General features: G+C 32.6%; 12 protein-coding genes and 1 pseudogene. 10 read left to right on the top strand and 3 right to left on the bottom strand.

All coding sequences use genetic code 11. The features are described 5' to 3' along the window. Nucleotides 1-185: 185 nt before the first annotated feature. The 3 genes and pseudogenes from MHB74_RS26815 (at nucleotide 186) to MHB74_RS29265 (ending at nucleotide 2,250) form a co-directional block, all read left to right on the top strand. Entirely contained in the window at nucleotides 186-818 is a 633-nt protein-coding gene (locus tag MHB74_RS26815; protein ID WP_000924375.1) for a trimeric intracellular cation channel family protein, read from the top strand. A 250-nt stretch (nucleotides 819-1,068) separates the two neighbouring features. After that, nucleotides 1,069-1,446 (top strand): annotated as a pseudogene (locus tag MHB74_RS29260) (protoglobin domain-containing protein); the annotation flags it as partial. Next, on the top strand, nucleotides 1,444-2,250 hold the full coding sequence (locus MHB74_RS29265) for a methyl-accepting chemotaxis protein (RefSeq protein ID WP_416241274.1): 807 nt from the start codon (nucleotides 1,444-1,446) through the stop codon (nucleotides 2,248-2,250). The pseudogene MHB74_RS29260 and the gene MHB74_RS29265, both read left to right, overlap by 3 nt. Nucleotides 2,251-2,343: 93 nt before the next feature. Here MHB74_RS29265 and MHB74_RS26825 read toward each other — a convergent pair whose 3' ends face one another. Beyond that, nucleotides 2,344-3,657 carry an ArnT family glycosyltransferase gene (locus tag MHB74_RS26825; protein WP_061680090.1) on the bottom strand — a complete coding sequence of 438 codons (1,314 nt, stop codon included), beginning with the start codon at nucleotides 3,655-3,657 and terminating at the stop codon, nucleotides 2,344-2,346. Between the two features lie 312 nt (nucleotides 3,658-3,969). Between MHB74_RS26825 and MHB74_RS26830 the strand changes: the two genes are divergently transcribed. The 5 genes from MHB74_RS26830 (at nucleotide 3,970) to MHB74_RS26850 (ending at nucleotide 10,552) form a co-directional block, all read left to right on the top strand. Continuing rightward, nucleotides 3,970-4,482, top strand: a complete 513-nt coding sequence (locus MHB74_RS26830; protein ID WP_000412136.1) for an acyl-CoA thioesterase — start codon at nucleotides 3,970-3,972, stop codon at nucleotides 4,480-4,482. 177 nt (nucleotides 4,483-4,659) lie between these two features. After that, entirely contained in the window at nucleotides 4,660-5,640 is a 981-nt protein-coding gene (locus MHB74_RS26835; protein WP_061680091.1) for a glycosyltransferase family 2 protein, read from the top strand. Between the two features lie 93 nt (nucleotides 5,641-5,733). Then, nucleotides 5,734-7,155 (top strand): flippase, encoded by a 1,422-nt coding sequence (locus MHB74_RS26840; RefSeq protein ID WP_061680092.1) that lies wholly within the window; start codon nucleotides 5,734-5,736, stop codon nucleotides 7,153-7,155. A 295-nt stretch (nucleotides 7,156-7,450) separates the two neighbouring features. Next, nucleotides 7,451-9,004 carry an ABC-F family ATP-binding cassette domain-containing protein gene (locus MHB74_RS26845; RefSeq protein ID WP_000055399.1) on the top strand — a complete coding sequence of 518 codons (1,554 nt, stop codon included), beginning with the start codon at nucleotides 7,451-7,453 and terminating at the stop codon, nucleotides 9,002-9,004. Between the two features lie 90 nt (nucleotides 9,005-9,094). After that, a complete protein-coding gene (locus MHB74_RS26850) occupies nucleotides 9,095-10,552 on the top strand; it encodes an ArnT family glycosyltransferase (protein ID WP_061680093.1) in 1,458 nt (485 codons plus the stop codon). 46 nt (nucleotides 10,553-10,598) lie between these two features. Here MHB74_RS26850 and MHB74_RS26855 read toward each other — a convergent pair whose 3' ends face one another. Continuing rightward, entirely contained in the window at nucleotides 10,599-12,059 is a 1,461-nt protein-coding gene (locus MHB74_RS26855; RefSeq protein WP_061680094.1) for a glycosyltransferase family 39 protein, read from the bottom strand. Nucleotides 12,060-12,423: 364 nt separating this feature from the next. On the opposite strand from MHB74_RS26855, the gene MHB74_RS26860 reads away from it, so the two are divergent. Continuing rightward, a complete protein-coding gene (locus tag MHB74_RS26860) occupies nucleotides 12,424-12,807 on the top strand; it encodes a GtrA family protein (protein WP_061680095.1) in 384 nt (127 codons plus the stop codon). A gap of 36 nt (nucleotides 12,808-12,843) precedes the next feature. After that, on the top strand, nucleotides 12,844-13,815 hold the full coding sequence (locus tag MHB74_RS26865; protein ID WP_061680096.1) for a glycosyltransferase family 2 protein: 972 nt from the start codon (nucleotides 12,844-12,846) through the stop codon (nucleotides 13,813-13,815). Nucleotides 13,816-13,845: 30 nt separating this feature from the next. Here MHB74_RS26865 and MHB74_RS26870 read toward each other — a convergent pair whose 3' ends face one another. After that, entirely contained in the window at nucleotides 13,846-14,718 is an 873-nt protein-coding gene (locus MHB74_RS26870; RefSeq protein ID WP_061680097.1) for a TetR/AcrR family transcriptional regulator, read from the bottom strand. Between the last annotated feature and the right edge of the window lie 129 nt (nucleotides 14,719-14,847).

The following is a 14,847-nucleotide window of genomic DNA, read 5'->3' on the forward strand; positions in this document are numbered from 1 at the left end:
TTTAATTAAACGTCTCACATTTCTCCCCAATCTTACCTTATAGAAAAAAGCATATTTGCATTTTCAAGCGCTTTCTTTCCTCATTTTTTCTTTTTTTCTACATGTAAAGAAAATGCATTGTTATTTACATAACTTTAGTGTATATTTTTTCTCTGGAACATCTTTAGGAGGAAGGGATTACAGCAATGTTATTAATCGATATATTTACGTTTCTTGGCATTATCGCCGCTGCTATTTCTGGTACATTAGTTGGTTTAAAAAAAGATTTAGATTTATTCGGTGTCCTTTGTTTAGCTGTAGCCACTGCGCTCGGCGGCGGTATTATTCGTGATATTATGATCGGTAACCTGCCTCCTGTCGCATTTGTTAAACCCATTTACTTTTTCGTAAGTGTATTATCAGCATTATTTACTTGTATGTTTTTTGAGCGTATCAATAAACTGCAAGTCGTTATTATGCTTTCTGATGCTGTTGGCTTAGGTGTTTTTACTGCTATTGGTGCAAATGCGGCAATGTCACATCATGTTGACGCCTCATTTTTAGTTGTTTCAATGGGAGTCATTACAGGTATTGGAGGCGGTATTTTACGTGACATTTGCGCTCAAGATATCCCCTACGTATTCCGAAAAGAGATTTACGCAATCGCTTCTATTTTAGGAGCAATTAGTTTCCTAATCACATATGCAATGGGGGCACACATATTAGCTTTCTATGTCTGTTTATTAGTAACATTCATTATTCGTGTTGTCACTGTAATATATAATGTACATTTCCCAGTTTTCTTTAAAACACATGCTAAAATTAATAAAGGCCATTAAGAGAATTCTGCATAGAATTCTCTTAATTTATATACTATTCTACACACTAATGTAGAGTAATTGTATATAAAAATATATAATTATATCAGAACCGAAAATTGAAAACGCTTTACAAACAGGGGGAAGAACAATGCTTGGGGTTTTTAAAAAACATACAAATAAAACAAACGCCAGTATACTTGAATTAAGTAAGGATCAACAAATCACTTTTAACGTGCCTACTAATTCTGAACTAAAAATTCAAATGGATATGCTGCATATTTCAAAAGAAGATTTACAAATCGTAAAGGTACTTCAGCCCTTTATTTATGAAGAAATTGATTGGATTACGGAAAAATTCTATGCCAATATTACAAAACAGCCTAATTTAATTACTATTATTGAACGTTATAGCTCTATTCCAAAACTAAAGCAAACTTTAAAAACGCATATAAAAGAATTATTCAGCGGAGATATGCATGAAGACTTTATTGAACAACGTATTAGGATTGCTAAAAGACATGTACAAATCGGTTTACATAGAAAATGGTATACAGCCGCTTATCAAGAATTATTCCGCTCTATCATGAAGATTTTGCAAATAAAAATTACAACAATTGATGATTTCTCTTATTCTATAAACGTAATAAATAAATTATTCACCCTTGAACAAGAACTCGTTATTGCGGCTTATGAATCTGAATATGAAAGAATACAAAAAGAACATGAAAAAGAAAAAGAAATAACAGCTATGACAATTACACATATTGCAACAGAACTAGCATCTGTATCTGAAAAAACGAGCGCTTCTATTCAACAGTTAACCACTAAATCTGAAACGATTGTAGAAATTGCCAAAACAGGTACATCATTAGCTACAACATCGGAAGAAAAAGCGAATAAAGGGAAAGAACAATTAAATCAGCAAAATAAACGAATGGAATACATTCAAACAAACATGGAAACGATTATTACAGATACTCATGAACTTCTCGATATTTCTAACAAAATTAACGAAATTATAGATATTGTAAAATCAATTGCAGAGCAAACAAATTTACTCGCACTAAATGCTGCGATTGAATCTGCGCGTGCTGGCGAATTTGGTAAAGGCTTTTCTGTTGTAGCTGGAGAAATTCGAAAGTTATCAGAGCAAACGAAAGAATCCATATTCAACGTTACAAAGCTCGTTGAAAAAACAAATGAACAAATTATTCGTGTCTCTTCTTCAGTGAAGCAGATTAGCTCCCTCGTATCTGAAGGAACGGATAGTATGTCTGCAACAGATCAATACTTCCAAGAAATTGTAAAAGACATGTCTAACTCGAAAGAACAGAATAAAAAAATTGAAAATGAGCTAGAAACCATTTCACAAGTAATGAAAGGAATTCAAGACGATTCCTCAAAAATGGCTCTAACAGCTGATAGTTTACAACTAGAACTGAATCGATAAAGTGAAGCTTATGTCAGTAGAGGTTCTTCATCTCTGCTGACTCTTAGTCCTCATCTTCCATTCATACAAAAAAGAATCCAAACTGGATTCTTTTTATTTTCTGAAGAATATTTTTTGACAATACACATAGCTCATGTAAACACCAAAGCTTTGTAAAATAAACAAAGCTGGCACCATAAGGTTGTAATATGCCATATTTACTTGGAAGAGCCTTAACAATACGTATCCGCTAATTAACAAAACGAACAACATATATCCTTCGTTTTGTTGTTTCTTAATAAGAAAGTGTAATAAAGCTATAGACATAAATAAAGTTACCGCTATATATATAAGTTTTTCACATTTAAATAGAATAGAATGTATTCCCTCACCTGAGAATTGATTAATTACTGGCTTTAAAAGTTTAAATCTTTCTTCTTCAATCTCTTTTAGTTTTTGATCAATATGCTCTGTTACGCTTTGATTTTTTGTTATTTTTTCCTCATTTTTACCTTTTCCAATTAAAACAGATTGAACATACGTCTCATTTGAAATTGTATATTGTGACATTCCCATCGTTTGAATTCCATAACTCACACCAAAATGAGCACTATAAAATAGAATAAGTATCCCTATCATCTTTAATAGTACTTTTTGCTTCATTGCTGATTGAAAGAGTTCAATTAACAACACATATACAGCAATAAAAATAGGAAGAAATAATCCCATTGGGAAAATCATATTACTGCATGCAAATAAAATTGCTGAAAGTACCCACATATAAGGGTGATCTAAACCTTTATATAAAAGTATGTAGCAAGCCAAATAAAATAAAAATATTGCGAGTGATTCCGGTGTTAATAAGGAACTCATAAATATATTCGGAATATATAAAGCGTAAAATACAGACGCAATACGGCCGCATTCTTCTCCAAAAATCATTGCTGCAATACGATAAATGAAAAATGCAGTCCCTGTGCAAAATAAAATATTAAATAACTGTAATGCGAATACTGTATCGCCAAATACACGAATAATAATTGATTCATAAATAATAAAAGGTAACTGCGCTACATTCTCTACGTTATTCCCAATTGCAATCTGCTTTGCAGACTCAAACATTGCTTTCATATCACCGATTATCGGAACATCTACAAATAGAACCATACTAAGTCTCACAACTATAGATGTACTTATAAGAAAAATAAGAAATTGTTTATCTGTAAAACGATACTGTAAAATCGATGCCACTAACAGCATGAGAATAACAAAAATAACTAATACGATTGATACACTTGTTGTACTATCGCCAAAAAATTGTTTACTTGTTTCAAACGCAGACCAACAACTATAAACAAAAAATGCGAGCATCGCACCAATCATTATTTTACTAAAGAAAGATGAAAAATTTGTTTGTATATGATTCATATATCTATTGCACCTCTATTTCCATTCATAACAAAACGATTCTATCATGAATAGGCACACAGCTGATAGGGAATTTCTATGACAAATACAGGGTCCTAATTTTTTCACTTGCAATGTAAGCGAATCCTCTTTTACACTACATTTTATATATGATAAATTTTCTTTCAGTTACATGAATACAAATACAGAAGTTTTGCTAACCCTCTTCTGGAATTCTTTACTTCGTTAAATATCTATAGATTTTTAATACTTTTGTACTCCACTTACAATACATGTCATTCTGATTGAAAACAGAAAATAGGGGCTGACCATATGGAAAAGAAATTCATGCGAGAATCCAAAGCAATTAAAACAACACGTGTTTTTCCGAATGATTTAAATAATCATCAAACACTTTTCGGAGGGAAATTATTAGCAGAAATTGATAGTATCGCTTCAATTGCAGCTGCAAGACATAGCCGTAAACATTGTGTAACGGCATCTATCGATTCTGTTGATTTCTTAACTCCAATTCACCAATCAGATTCTGTTTGTTACGAAGCATTCGTATGTTATACAGGAAAATCTTCAATGGAAGTGTTCGTAAAAGTAATTGCAGAGAATTTATTAGCAGGCGAGCGTAGAATAGCTGCAACATGTTTCATCACATTCGTTGCATTAAAAGATGGAAAACCTTCATCTGTTCCACAAGTACTACCGGAAACGGAAGAAGAACATTGGCTACACACAACTGGTTCTGAGCGTGCAGAAAATAGAAAAAAAGGACGCTTAAAGAGCAAAGAAATGGCTGAAGTATTAACATTGAGTAAACCTTGGAATATGTAATAATTGATTTACCTTCCTTTTTACAAATCAAAAAGGAAGGTTTTTTTATATAAAATACATAGTGTTGATTTACAAAGTTTATATGCGGTAAACTTATACAGATGTTCTTGTAATCTTCTTCCTTGCAAAAGGCCTATATAATCTACAACCTAAAAAATTTGAGGAGATAATAATTATATGATGGAACAAACTCAACTCGTTTCCGTTATTGTCCCGCTGTATAATGCGGAAAAATACATTGAAGAGACGATGGAATCAATACTGAATCAAACATATAAAAATATTGAAATTGTAATTGTTGATGATGGAAGTAAAGATCAATCATCTTCTATCGTTAAAAATTTCAAGAAAAAATACCCTGAACAAATAAAATATATTTTACAAGAAAATCAAGGCGTTTCTGTTGCTCGTAATACAGGAATTGAAAGTGCAAATGGAGAATATATTTCTTTTCTTGATAGTGACGATTTATGGCATTCAACAAAAATTGAAAAGCAAATCGAAAGCATGCACAAAAACAATATGAACGCCTGCTATTGTGGATTTATGAACTTTTACGAAGAAACTGGGGAAAAAGTTGAAAACACGACAAACTTTGTAAAAGGGAATATGACAAAGGCTTTCTTAACACATCAAGTTTTTGCCCAAACAAGTACTTGGATTTTCAAAAAATCAATCGTGATGAATCACAATATTCGTTTTACACCAGGATGTAGTTGGGGAGAAGACTTAGAATTTCTTTTTAAATTAATGAGTGTAACAAATGTATGTTATGTGGATGAATATTTAACGTATTATCGAATCCTATCTGGAGGAAGTCTTTCTTCAAATTATAAAGATTATGAATTAAAAACAACAAAAGAATTAGAAGTATTTAATCGAATGAAAGATTGGATTCATAATAAATCAAAAGACTTAATCACAAATGATTCTACAGAATTGATTGAGATCCTTGAAACTTATTTATTCCCATATACAGTCATTAACAATGCTTGTATATATATTAAAGGACACCCTAAACTAGATAAATCCAAGGTTCAGTTAATTAAAAGCGATATAAAGAAATATTGTCGCAAAATCTATTCGAAAAATGGAAAACGAAGTAAGAAGTTATATGCTATGCTTTGGTTTGTACGCATCAAATTTTTATTTTCTTAAATAAAAGTATATGCTTTTAAACATTTTTGCCGTAAACAAATTAAATTTACAAATAGGACAAGTATGTCCTGACGAATAGAAAGGTCTTTTTCCATGAAAACAAACAAAATCCTTAAAAACGCCTCCTACCTCTTTGTAGGAAATATTACAGTTAGATTTGTACTTGCTATTGCGACAATCCTCTTTGCAAGATATGTTTCACCAGATGAGTATGGGATGTTTACAATTGCATTAGCAGTTTCCGCTGTCATTTGTTATTTTACAGATGCAGGCTTGACACATACGTTTATGCGTGAAGGAACAAGGAGCGGTGCTAACATTAGCGTATTAATAAGTAGTTATTTACGTATTCGTTTCGTATTAGCTGTCGTAATTTCTGTACTCTTCGCTATTTTTGCTCAGTTCTTCTATACGGATGCCTACTTACGTGCCATGGTATATTGGGTTGTACTACCGACGATGTTTGGAGCAACTTTACAAGGCGTTGGAATGGCTTATTTCCAAGTAACAGAACGTATGCAATTTACAGCAATTATTTCTGTACTGCAAGGCATAACAGCTGCTGCTGCGCTTCTAATAGGAATGTCATTTAAATGGTCACTTATGATGGTCGCTGCTATGTACGGGATATCCAGCCTTGTAACAGGAATTATCGCTTTCTTAATGGTACTCCGCCATACAAAAGTTCATAAAGGCTGGGACAAAGGAATTTTAGATCAACTGCTTATTTTCACAATCAATGGCATTATTATTATGCTTTTACCGCAGTTAGGTCCTATTATATTAGAAAAAGTTTCAACACATGAGCAAGTTGGATTCTTTGGGGCTGCCTATAAAATACCTGCCGTACTTTATCAAATACCTGGTGTAATTGCAGCAGCCTTTTATCCAAAATTATTTGCTTTCGGAAATGAAAAGAATATTGATGAGCACAAAAAACTATCTCAGTTCGAATTAAAACTTATGTCATTCTTAGGAATGGGAATTTCTATCCCATTTATTGCCGATCCAAGTTTTTGGATTGTAACTTTATTAGGTGAAGAATATGCACCAGCTGGTGATGCACTTGCAATTTTAGCCTTTATGGTCATTCTACAATCTATCAACTATCCACTTGCTGATAACTTAACAACAATTGGCCAACAGTGGAAGCGTGCGACAATAATGGGAATTGGATTGGCTGTTGGCATCATAAGTTACATTATCTTAGGTAGCAAATTTGGAGTGATGGGAGCTTCTATAGCAGCTATCCTTACTGAAGTTACTTTATTAATTGGATTTACTTTATTTGTCCGTAAAGGTTTCGAGCTATTATTTAAAGGAATTATATTTAATAGTCTCGCATTTATAATTAGTTACGTTCTATACCGTACAATATTAATTAGCTTACCACCACTAGTAGCTTTAACGCTTACTGGTATATTGTATGGCATTATCGGTCTTGCCATTGATCCACAAATACGCGCGTTACTTTTAGGGTTTGTAAATAAAAAGCTCGGCAAGAACATAGCATAAAGCGAAACTTTAATCAGTGGCAGTTTCACTTTCCGTTAGTGCGGGATAAAAGTCGCTTTCTTTCTCGAATTTATGAGAAAGAAAGCGACTTTTTATTTACTATTATTACTCCTATATACAATTATTTCTTTTAATCCCTCATAAATATGGAGTTTTAGACTGAATGCCTACATATACCTCCAGAATAATACAAAAAATTCATTTTCAAAAATATACATTTTTGAAATGATAGCATTATATCAAAGAATTTAGTATCATGATTCAAGACACTATTTAGAAATGAACGGAGGACATTATGAGCTTATTAACTGTTGAAAAATTAGGTCATACATTTGGTGATCGTACATTATTTAAAGATGTATCTATGCGCTTACTCGCAGGAGAACATGTTGGATTAGTTGGAGCAAACGGTGTTGGTAAATCAACATTTATGAATATAATTACTGGTCAGCTTATCCATGACGAAGGTCGTGTAGAATGGACACCTGGTACAAATTACGGTTACTTAGACCAACATACTATTTTAACACCTGGTCGCACGATCCGTGATGTATTAGCAGATGCGTTTTTACCTTTATTTGAAAAAGAAAAAGCTTTAAATGAAGTTACAGAAAAAATGGGAACTGCCACACCGGAAGAATTAGAGGAACTTCTTGAGCAAATGGCAGAAATTCAAGATGCCCTTGAAGCAGGTGGCTTCTATTTATTAGATATGAAAATTGAGGAAGCAGCACGTGGTCTTGGAATCGACGCAATTGGCCTAGATCGTGATGTTGCGGCGTTAAGTGGTGGACAACGTACAAAAGTATTACTTGCAAAGTTACTACTTGAACAACCAGAAGTATTACTATTAGATGAACCTACCAACTATTTAGACGTTGAACATATTCATTGGTTAACAAATTATTTAAAAGAATATCCACATGCATTCCTATTAATTTCCCATGATACGGAATTTATGAATAAATGTGTCGATGTTATTTTCCATCTAGAGTTTACAAAAATGACGCGTTATACAGCGACATATGAAAAATTCCTAGAACTAGCGGAAATTAATAAAAATCAGCATATTAATGCTTACGAAAAACAAAAAGAGTTTATTAAAAAACAAGAAGATTTTATTGCGAAAAATAAGGCTCGTTACTCAACGACAGGTCGTGCAAAGAGTCGTCAAAAACAACTCGATCGTATGGAACGTATCGATCGTCCTGAAACAGCAATTAAACCTGAATTCTCATTTAAAGAAAGTCGTGCAAGTAGTCGATTCGTCTTTGAAGGAGAAAATGTAGAGATTGGATATACACATCCATTATTACCGAAATTAACAATGACAATTGAACGCGGTGAAAAAATTGCAATTGTTGGATGTAATGGTGTCGGTAAGTCAACACTATTAAAAACGATTTTAGGTAAAATTAAACCATTAAGCGGAAAAACAAGTCTTGGTGACTTCTTAAACCCATCCTACTTCGAGCAAGAAGTAAAAGCTGATAATGTAACACCAATTGATGATGTTTGGAATACATTCCCTAGCTTAGACCAACATCAAGTACGTGCAATGTTAGCGAAATGCGGTTTAAAAAACGAACATATCTCTCGTCCACTGAATCAATTAAGCGGTGGCGAACAAGCAAAAGTTCGTTTATGTAAACTAATGGGCGAAGAAAGTAACTGGCTACTCTTTGATGAGCCAACAAACCACCTTGATGTTACAGCAAAAGATGAGCTGAAAAAAGCGATGAAAGCATACAAAGGAACAATTCTTCTTGTATGTCACGAACCAGACTTTTATGAAGATTGGATAACAAAAACTTGGGATGTAGAAAAATGGGCCCAAGAAAATTCTTAATCACCTGAAATCATCCTTTTACACACTTAGTGTGTAAAAGGATTTCCCCTTAAAATAGCAATAAAATTCAATAAGGAGTTTTTAATTATAATGCAAAGTCCATTTTTTCTAAAACTCAATACATTTTGTGTAAAGTCCTTGTTAGTACTATGTCTCATTATTTCTGCAGCTATTACATGGCAATCCGTATACATAGTTAGAGGACAATCCCAAACTCGTTTACTTATTATAGTCCCAGTTATTATTCTAATTGGCCTTCTATTTTTATTAATCGGCTATATTTCCAACAAATATATGTCAAAACTAATATTCACTATTTTACTTATCATTTTAGCTTTCTCTATTCGATTCATCTGGGTTCTTAATATCCAAACTCCTGTCGAATCAGATTTTGCTATGATGTACAATGGAGCCGTGCAAGCAACTAAAGGTGATTTTAGTTTTGCCCAAAGCACATATTATACTTCATGGGTTTACCAACTTGGATTTACAATGTACCAAGCCTTTATTATTAATTTATTTGGTGAAGGAACCTTCCTTCTAAAGTTCTTAAACGTATTATATTGTACAGGAACAACATTACTCGTTTACAAAATAACTTCTCACATATTTAATGAGTGGTCCGGACGTGTGGCTGGTTTACTATATGCAATATATATCCCAAGCATCGTATTAAGCTCAGTTCTAACAAATCAACATTTGGCTACATTCTTATTTTATCTTGGGTTTTATCTATTAATTACAAAAGGCTTAAGCCATAAATATATGTGGATTTTTATAGGGATTTCGCTTTCTTTAGGTGATATCATGCGCCCGCTTGGTGCTATCATCCTAATTGCAGTAACTATTTATGTCTTTTTACAAGGTATATTAGGGAAATCAAAACAAGATATTTTCACTTCCATTAAAAAACTTTGTGGAATTTTCGTCGTATTTTACCTTGTACATTACATTATAAGTTATTCATTTATATCTGCCGGAATTACACAATATCCACTATCTAACCGTGACCCTCTCTGGAAATTCACAGTAGGGTTTAACCATGAAACAAAGGGTGGCTATTCTGCAGCAGATGCAGAATATATTATGTCCCTTGAAATCGGTGAAGAACGTAAAGCTGCTGAAAAGAAGCTGATTCAAGAGCGACTGGCTGATCCACAAAAAGTTTTATCTTTATTTGGTGATAAGTTCACACTCATGTGGGCAGATTACGACTCCGCTCCATTATGGAGTTTACTGGCACTAGGGGACACAGATAATGATATGATTGCTTTGAAAGATGACCTTACGAAGTATGAAAAGTATATGTACATTACAGCTATGCTTTTTAGCACATTAGCGCTTCTTTATCTCATATTGACTAAGCAAAATAACACGCATTATACACTATTTTTATTACTGATAATTGGTTATGTCACTGTTCATTTCTTAATCGAATACCAAACAAGATACCGATACTTCATCATTCCTAGCTTTACAATTCTTCAAAGCTACGGTCTATATTTATGCTATCGATTTATATCGAACAGAAAGACCTCGAAAGTATAAATGAAAATAAAATAGAAAAAGGCATGAGCCCGGTGCAATACCGAACTCATGCCTTTTTATTTATATCTATATTTTCTTTTTTATTGTAAGCGTAATTTATACCAAAGGCAGACAAAATTATCATAGGTATTGTAGCCGAATAATGATATCGTGATGCCACTTCTACTAATAACTGTGCCATTGTTAATCCTATTGTATATAAACAAATCATAAATAAGATAGATTTAGTTTTATTTTTTATCATTATTAATACACCTAATATTGAAGTCACAATTAAGAAGTAATAAAAAATATTAGATGCCACGGTATATCTTACTACATTATCTAGTACAGGCTCGGCGTAAGAAACTGCCGCACTATCCTCACTTAAAAAGACAAAGAATTTATCCGAAAATAATTTCATAAAATCGATATTGTCGTTTAGTATTCTGTTTTTCGCCTCTTCTAGCATTTTTTGTTGAGAATCCTCAGCAGTCCACCCTGGTTTATTATTATACTCAAACAACAATTCTGCATCTGGCATATTCCATTTTCCAGATTCAGCCTGATTGAATCCTACATAAACATTATAGCCTGGTGCTGATGCTATCTCTTCACCTAAACGTAATGTTATATACTGATTGCTCGCCGTGGAAAAAATAACATACCCAATAACGATAACCCCTACATATACTACTTTATGTAATAATATTTTTTTATTTCCTATGTGCTTCGTGTTAATAATAAATAACCATATTACTAGTGCTATAATTGGAACAGCTGCAATCGGTCGTACCATATTCATTAAGGCAAATAGTGCCGCTAATAAAATCGAATACACAAGTAATTTTTTTATACTCATATTGTGAATCTTCTCATGAACACTTATCATAACTGTCCAAATTAATAATAGTATTGTACAATACAACGGCTCTGACAATGCAAACATGTTATAAATCGTTTGCGAAGGCAATACTATCCATAAAATACTAGCTGTTATTGCTGTTCTAACTCCACCAATTTTTCTAGCTATAACATATATTAATCCCATTGATATTGTAGTTAAAACAACATTTACAATAGGTGCTACCATATGACTAGCTCCAAATATCTTTAAGAAAACACTTAAAAATGAGGCGTAACCAAAAATATGCGGAAATAATGCAATATAATTGTTATCAATAACAAATTCTTTACTCAATGCTTCTGCAGTATAATAAAATGTAGCATAATCAACTAATGGCTGAATTTTGTATGTAAGAACCCACATTAATTTAACTGCTAAGCAAATAATTACTAACACAAAAAAGCATTTTTTCTCATTTAATTTTTCTAAATATAAAGAACCTTTTCTAAGTACATAAAACCCAATTGTACATAAAAATACAACCCCAGTTACTATCATTGTGTAATTATATTTTTGCGTATCCGAAAAATAATCCACAACTAATATTGAGGCAAAAAAGACATATATCATGTATACTGCACGTGTAGAAAGGGTCGATAACCCTTCTAAAAATAATTTCAATACAATCTACTCCTTTAAACATTGGTACAAAAATACCGTTATATACTGTATAAAACTGAGGAACTTTATCATCTTAATAAATGTTCAAGTATCCCCGATAATAACGTACAAACCACATTACACATCACTATACATGAATCAGGTTGATATTTCCATATTCAATCCTTTATATTTAGTCAATTGAATAAACCATTATACATACATATATATCCGATCATACGTTTAAATTACAAAAACATTAGATTTACTCAATTTCATTAACGTTTCAATATAAACTATGCTATAATTGATAGTTGTTATGTATGAATAATCTTTCTGCATTTCCTATTTTATTTATATATTTTATAAAGATGAGGATACTATTATGGAGAAACTCTTAAAGTTTGGTTTAGTAGGAATCTTTAATACGCTCATTACAATTATTAGCTTTTGGATATTATTAAAATTTGGGATGAACTACCTTATTGCGAATACCATTGCCTATTTAATTGGTGTTGCCAATAGCTACTATTGGAATAAAAACTGGGTGTTTAAACCTAATAATAAAAGCACGTCAATGTTCTTTAAATTTCTAACTGTAAATTTAATTGTATTGGCTTTTAATACATTATGTTTATTTATATTAGTAGATAAACTTACCTTAAATGCGTTAATTGCACAGATTTTCGCAATTGGTGTCGGAATGGTTATCAATTTTGTCCTTAATAAAATTTGGACATTCAACCAAACAGAGAAGGCTACTAATTAAACTTAAACAACTTATTAAAACTACGGAGGATACAACATGCAAAAATTAATTTCGGTTGTAGTTCCTATGTACTTCGAGGAAGAAGTAGCACAGGAGTGTTATAACCGTTTAAAGTCTGTTATGCTTCAAAATGATATTAATTACGAATTTGTCTTCGTAAACGATGGTAGTACAGACCGTACAATGGAAATCTTATCTGAGATTGCAGCAAATGACTACCGTACAAAAATCGTCAATTTCGCACGTAACTTTGGACATCAGGTAGCCGTTACAGCCGGTATTGCTGCTGCAAAAGGTGACGCTATTGTAATTATCGATGCAGACTTACAAGATCCACCTGAAGTTATTCCTGAACTTATTGCAAAATGGGAAGAAGGATATGAAGTTGTTTATGCGAAACGTAAACAACGTAAAGGTGAAACTTGGTTTAAACTTTTAACAGCTAAATATTTCTATAAATTCTTAAACTACATGTCTGATATCGATATCCCAAAAGATACTGGTGATTTCCGAATCATCGATCGTAAAGTAGCTGATGTTTTCAATCAAATGACTGAGCGCAATCGTTTCATTCGTGGGATGATGTCTTGGGTTGGCTTCCGCCAAACGTATGTTGAATATGAACGCGATGAGCGCTTTGCTGGTGAAACAAAATATCCATTGAAGAAAATGATTAAATTTGCATCTGATGGCATTATTGCGTTTTCAACAAAACCGTTACGTATTGTTATGACTTTAGGCTTATTATCAGTTCTTATTTCAATAATTGTCTTACTATATACAATTACTGTGAAAATTATTGGCTCTGGTACGCAAACAGGTTGGGCATCTATTATGGTTGCTATTACATTCTTTAGCGGTATTCAGTTACTTGGTCTTGGAATCGTTGGCCAATATATTGCTCGTATTTACGACGAAAGCAAAAATCGTCCGATTTATATTGTGAAAGAAACAATCAATATTGAGCAAGAAGAGACTACACAAACAAAAGAAAAAGTGAATGCATAATAAAAAAGGTAACAATGAAAACTATCATTGTTACCTTTTTATATTGTAATACCCCATAAGCCTCAAACGAAATTCTTTTAAACTTGGATATACCTCTAAATTAGATAACATCCCTTGAATGACCGGGATCCTTGGATTTTGCAATCTCATTTCTGCCTCCAAAACATCTAATGTAACAAGCAATCCCTCATCTTCTAATTGATCAGCTAATGTGCGTTTAAAAACGATAATTTCTTTTAAAAAGTGTTCCTTAACCTGCTCTTTAATAAGCTCTGATTTGCAAAGAAATTCTCCCAGCTTTTCTTCATGTAATACAGGTTCCTCCGAAGATTCTACCAATCCATCTACTAAATCATCTACTCTTTTCAAAATAAAAGCAGAAACATAAGATAAGTCAATTTCTGGTGCTTGTAAAATGATTAGTTCTAAGTATCCACGGCATATGCCTTCTACCATAATGACTAAATCTAATAAATAAGGCATAACCTTCTCACCATAAATAGAAAGTAAACTATTCCGATAAAATGCATGCGACTCTAACTTCATCCGCATCATAAACTCTTCCACTTCTTTATTAAAAGGAATAGCATTTTCCCGTGCATGCATAATAATAAATTCTTTATGCTTTTGTATATCATTGAACTGGCAATGCAATTGTTTTGCAAATTTTTCACGCGGCAATAACGATTCTTTTTCAATATCCATCATTTTATTTTGAATCTTGTCATAGTAATATCGAAGCGTTGCTAATAAAAGCTCCTCTTTCGATTTAAAATATAAATAGAAAGCTCCCTTAGATATGCCACAAGCGGTCACAATTTCCTGTACTGATGTCGCATTTACACCCTTAGTCGCAAATAACTTCATAGCCATCTCTATAATTAAACGCTCTTTTTCTTTCATATCATGTCTCTCCTACATTTAATCTCGCATCTTATTATGAATTTATTATACCATCCCTTTTCATTGACGGCTGACCAATCAGTCAGTTATATTATGTATTAGACTGACCAGTTGGTCAATACAATACAA

The organism is Bacillus sp. FSL K6-0069 (assembly GCF_038007785.1).
Classification (GTDB): Bacteria; Bacillota; Bacilli; order Bacillales; family Bacillaceae_G; genus Bacillus_A; species Bacillus_A mobilis.

Bases quoted from the DNA above. Each gene is read 5' to 3' on its own strand.
- MHB74_RS26835 (WP_061680091.1), top strand. From the start codon at position 4,660: ATGATGGAACAAACTCAACTCGTTTCCGTTATTGTCCCGCTGTATAAT.
- MHB74_RS26825 (WP_061680090.1), bottom strand. From the start codon at position 3,657: ATGAATCATATACAAACAAATTTTTCATCTTTCTTTAGTAAAATAATG.
- MHB74_RS26870 (WP_061680097.1), bottom strand. From the start codon at position 14,718: ATGAAAGAAAAAGAGCGTTTAATTATAGAGATGGCTATGAAGTTATTT.
- MHB74_RS26845 (WP_000055399.1), top strand. From the start codon at position 7,451: ATGAGCTTATTAACTGTTGAAAAATTAGGTCATACATTTGGTGATCGT.
- MHB74_RS26850 (WP_061680093.1), top strand. From the start codon at position 9,095: ATGCAAAGTCCATTTTTTCTAAAACTCAATACATTTTGTGTAAAGTCC.
- MHB74_RS26860 (WP_061680095.1), top strand. From the start codon at position 12,424: ATGGAGAAACTCTTAAAGTTTGGTTTAGTAGGAATCTTTAATACGCTC.
- MHB74_RS26815 (WP_000924375.1), top strand. From the start codon at position 186: ATGTTATTAATCGATATATTTACGTTTCTTGGCATTATCGCCGCTGCT.
- MHB74_RS26865 (WP_061680096.1), top strand. From the start codon at position 12,844: ATGCAAAAATTAATTTCGGTTGTAGTTCCTATGTACTTCGAGGAAGAA.
- MHB74_RS26840 (WP_061680092.1), top strand. From the start codon at position 5,734: ATGAAAACAAACAAAATCCTTAAAAACGCCTCCTACCTCTTTGTAGGA.
- MHB74_RS26830 (WP_000412136.1), top strand. From the start codon at position 3,970: ATGGAAAAGAAATTCATGCGAGAATCCAAAGCAATTAAAACAACACGT.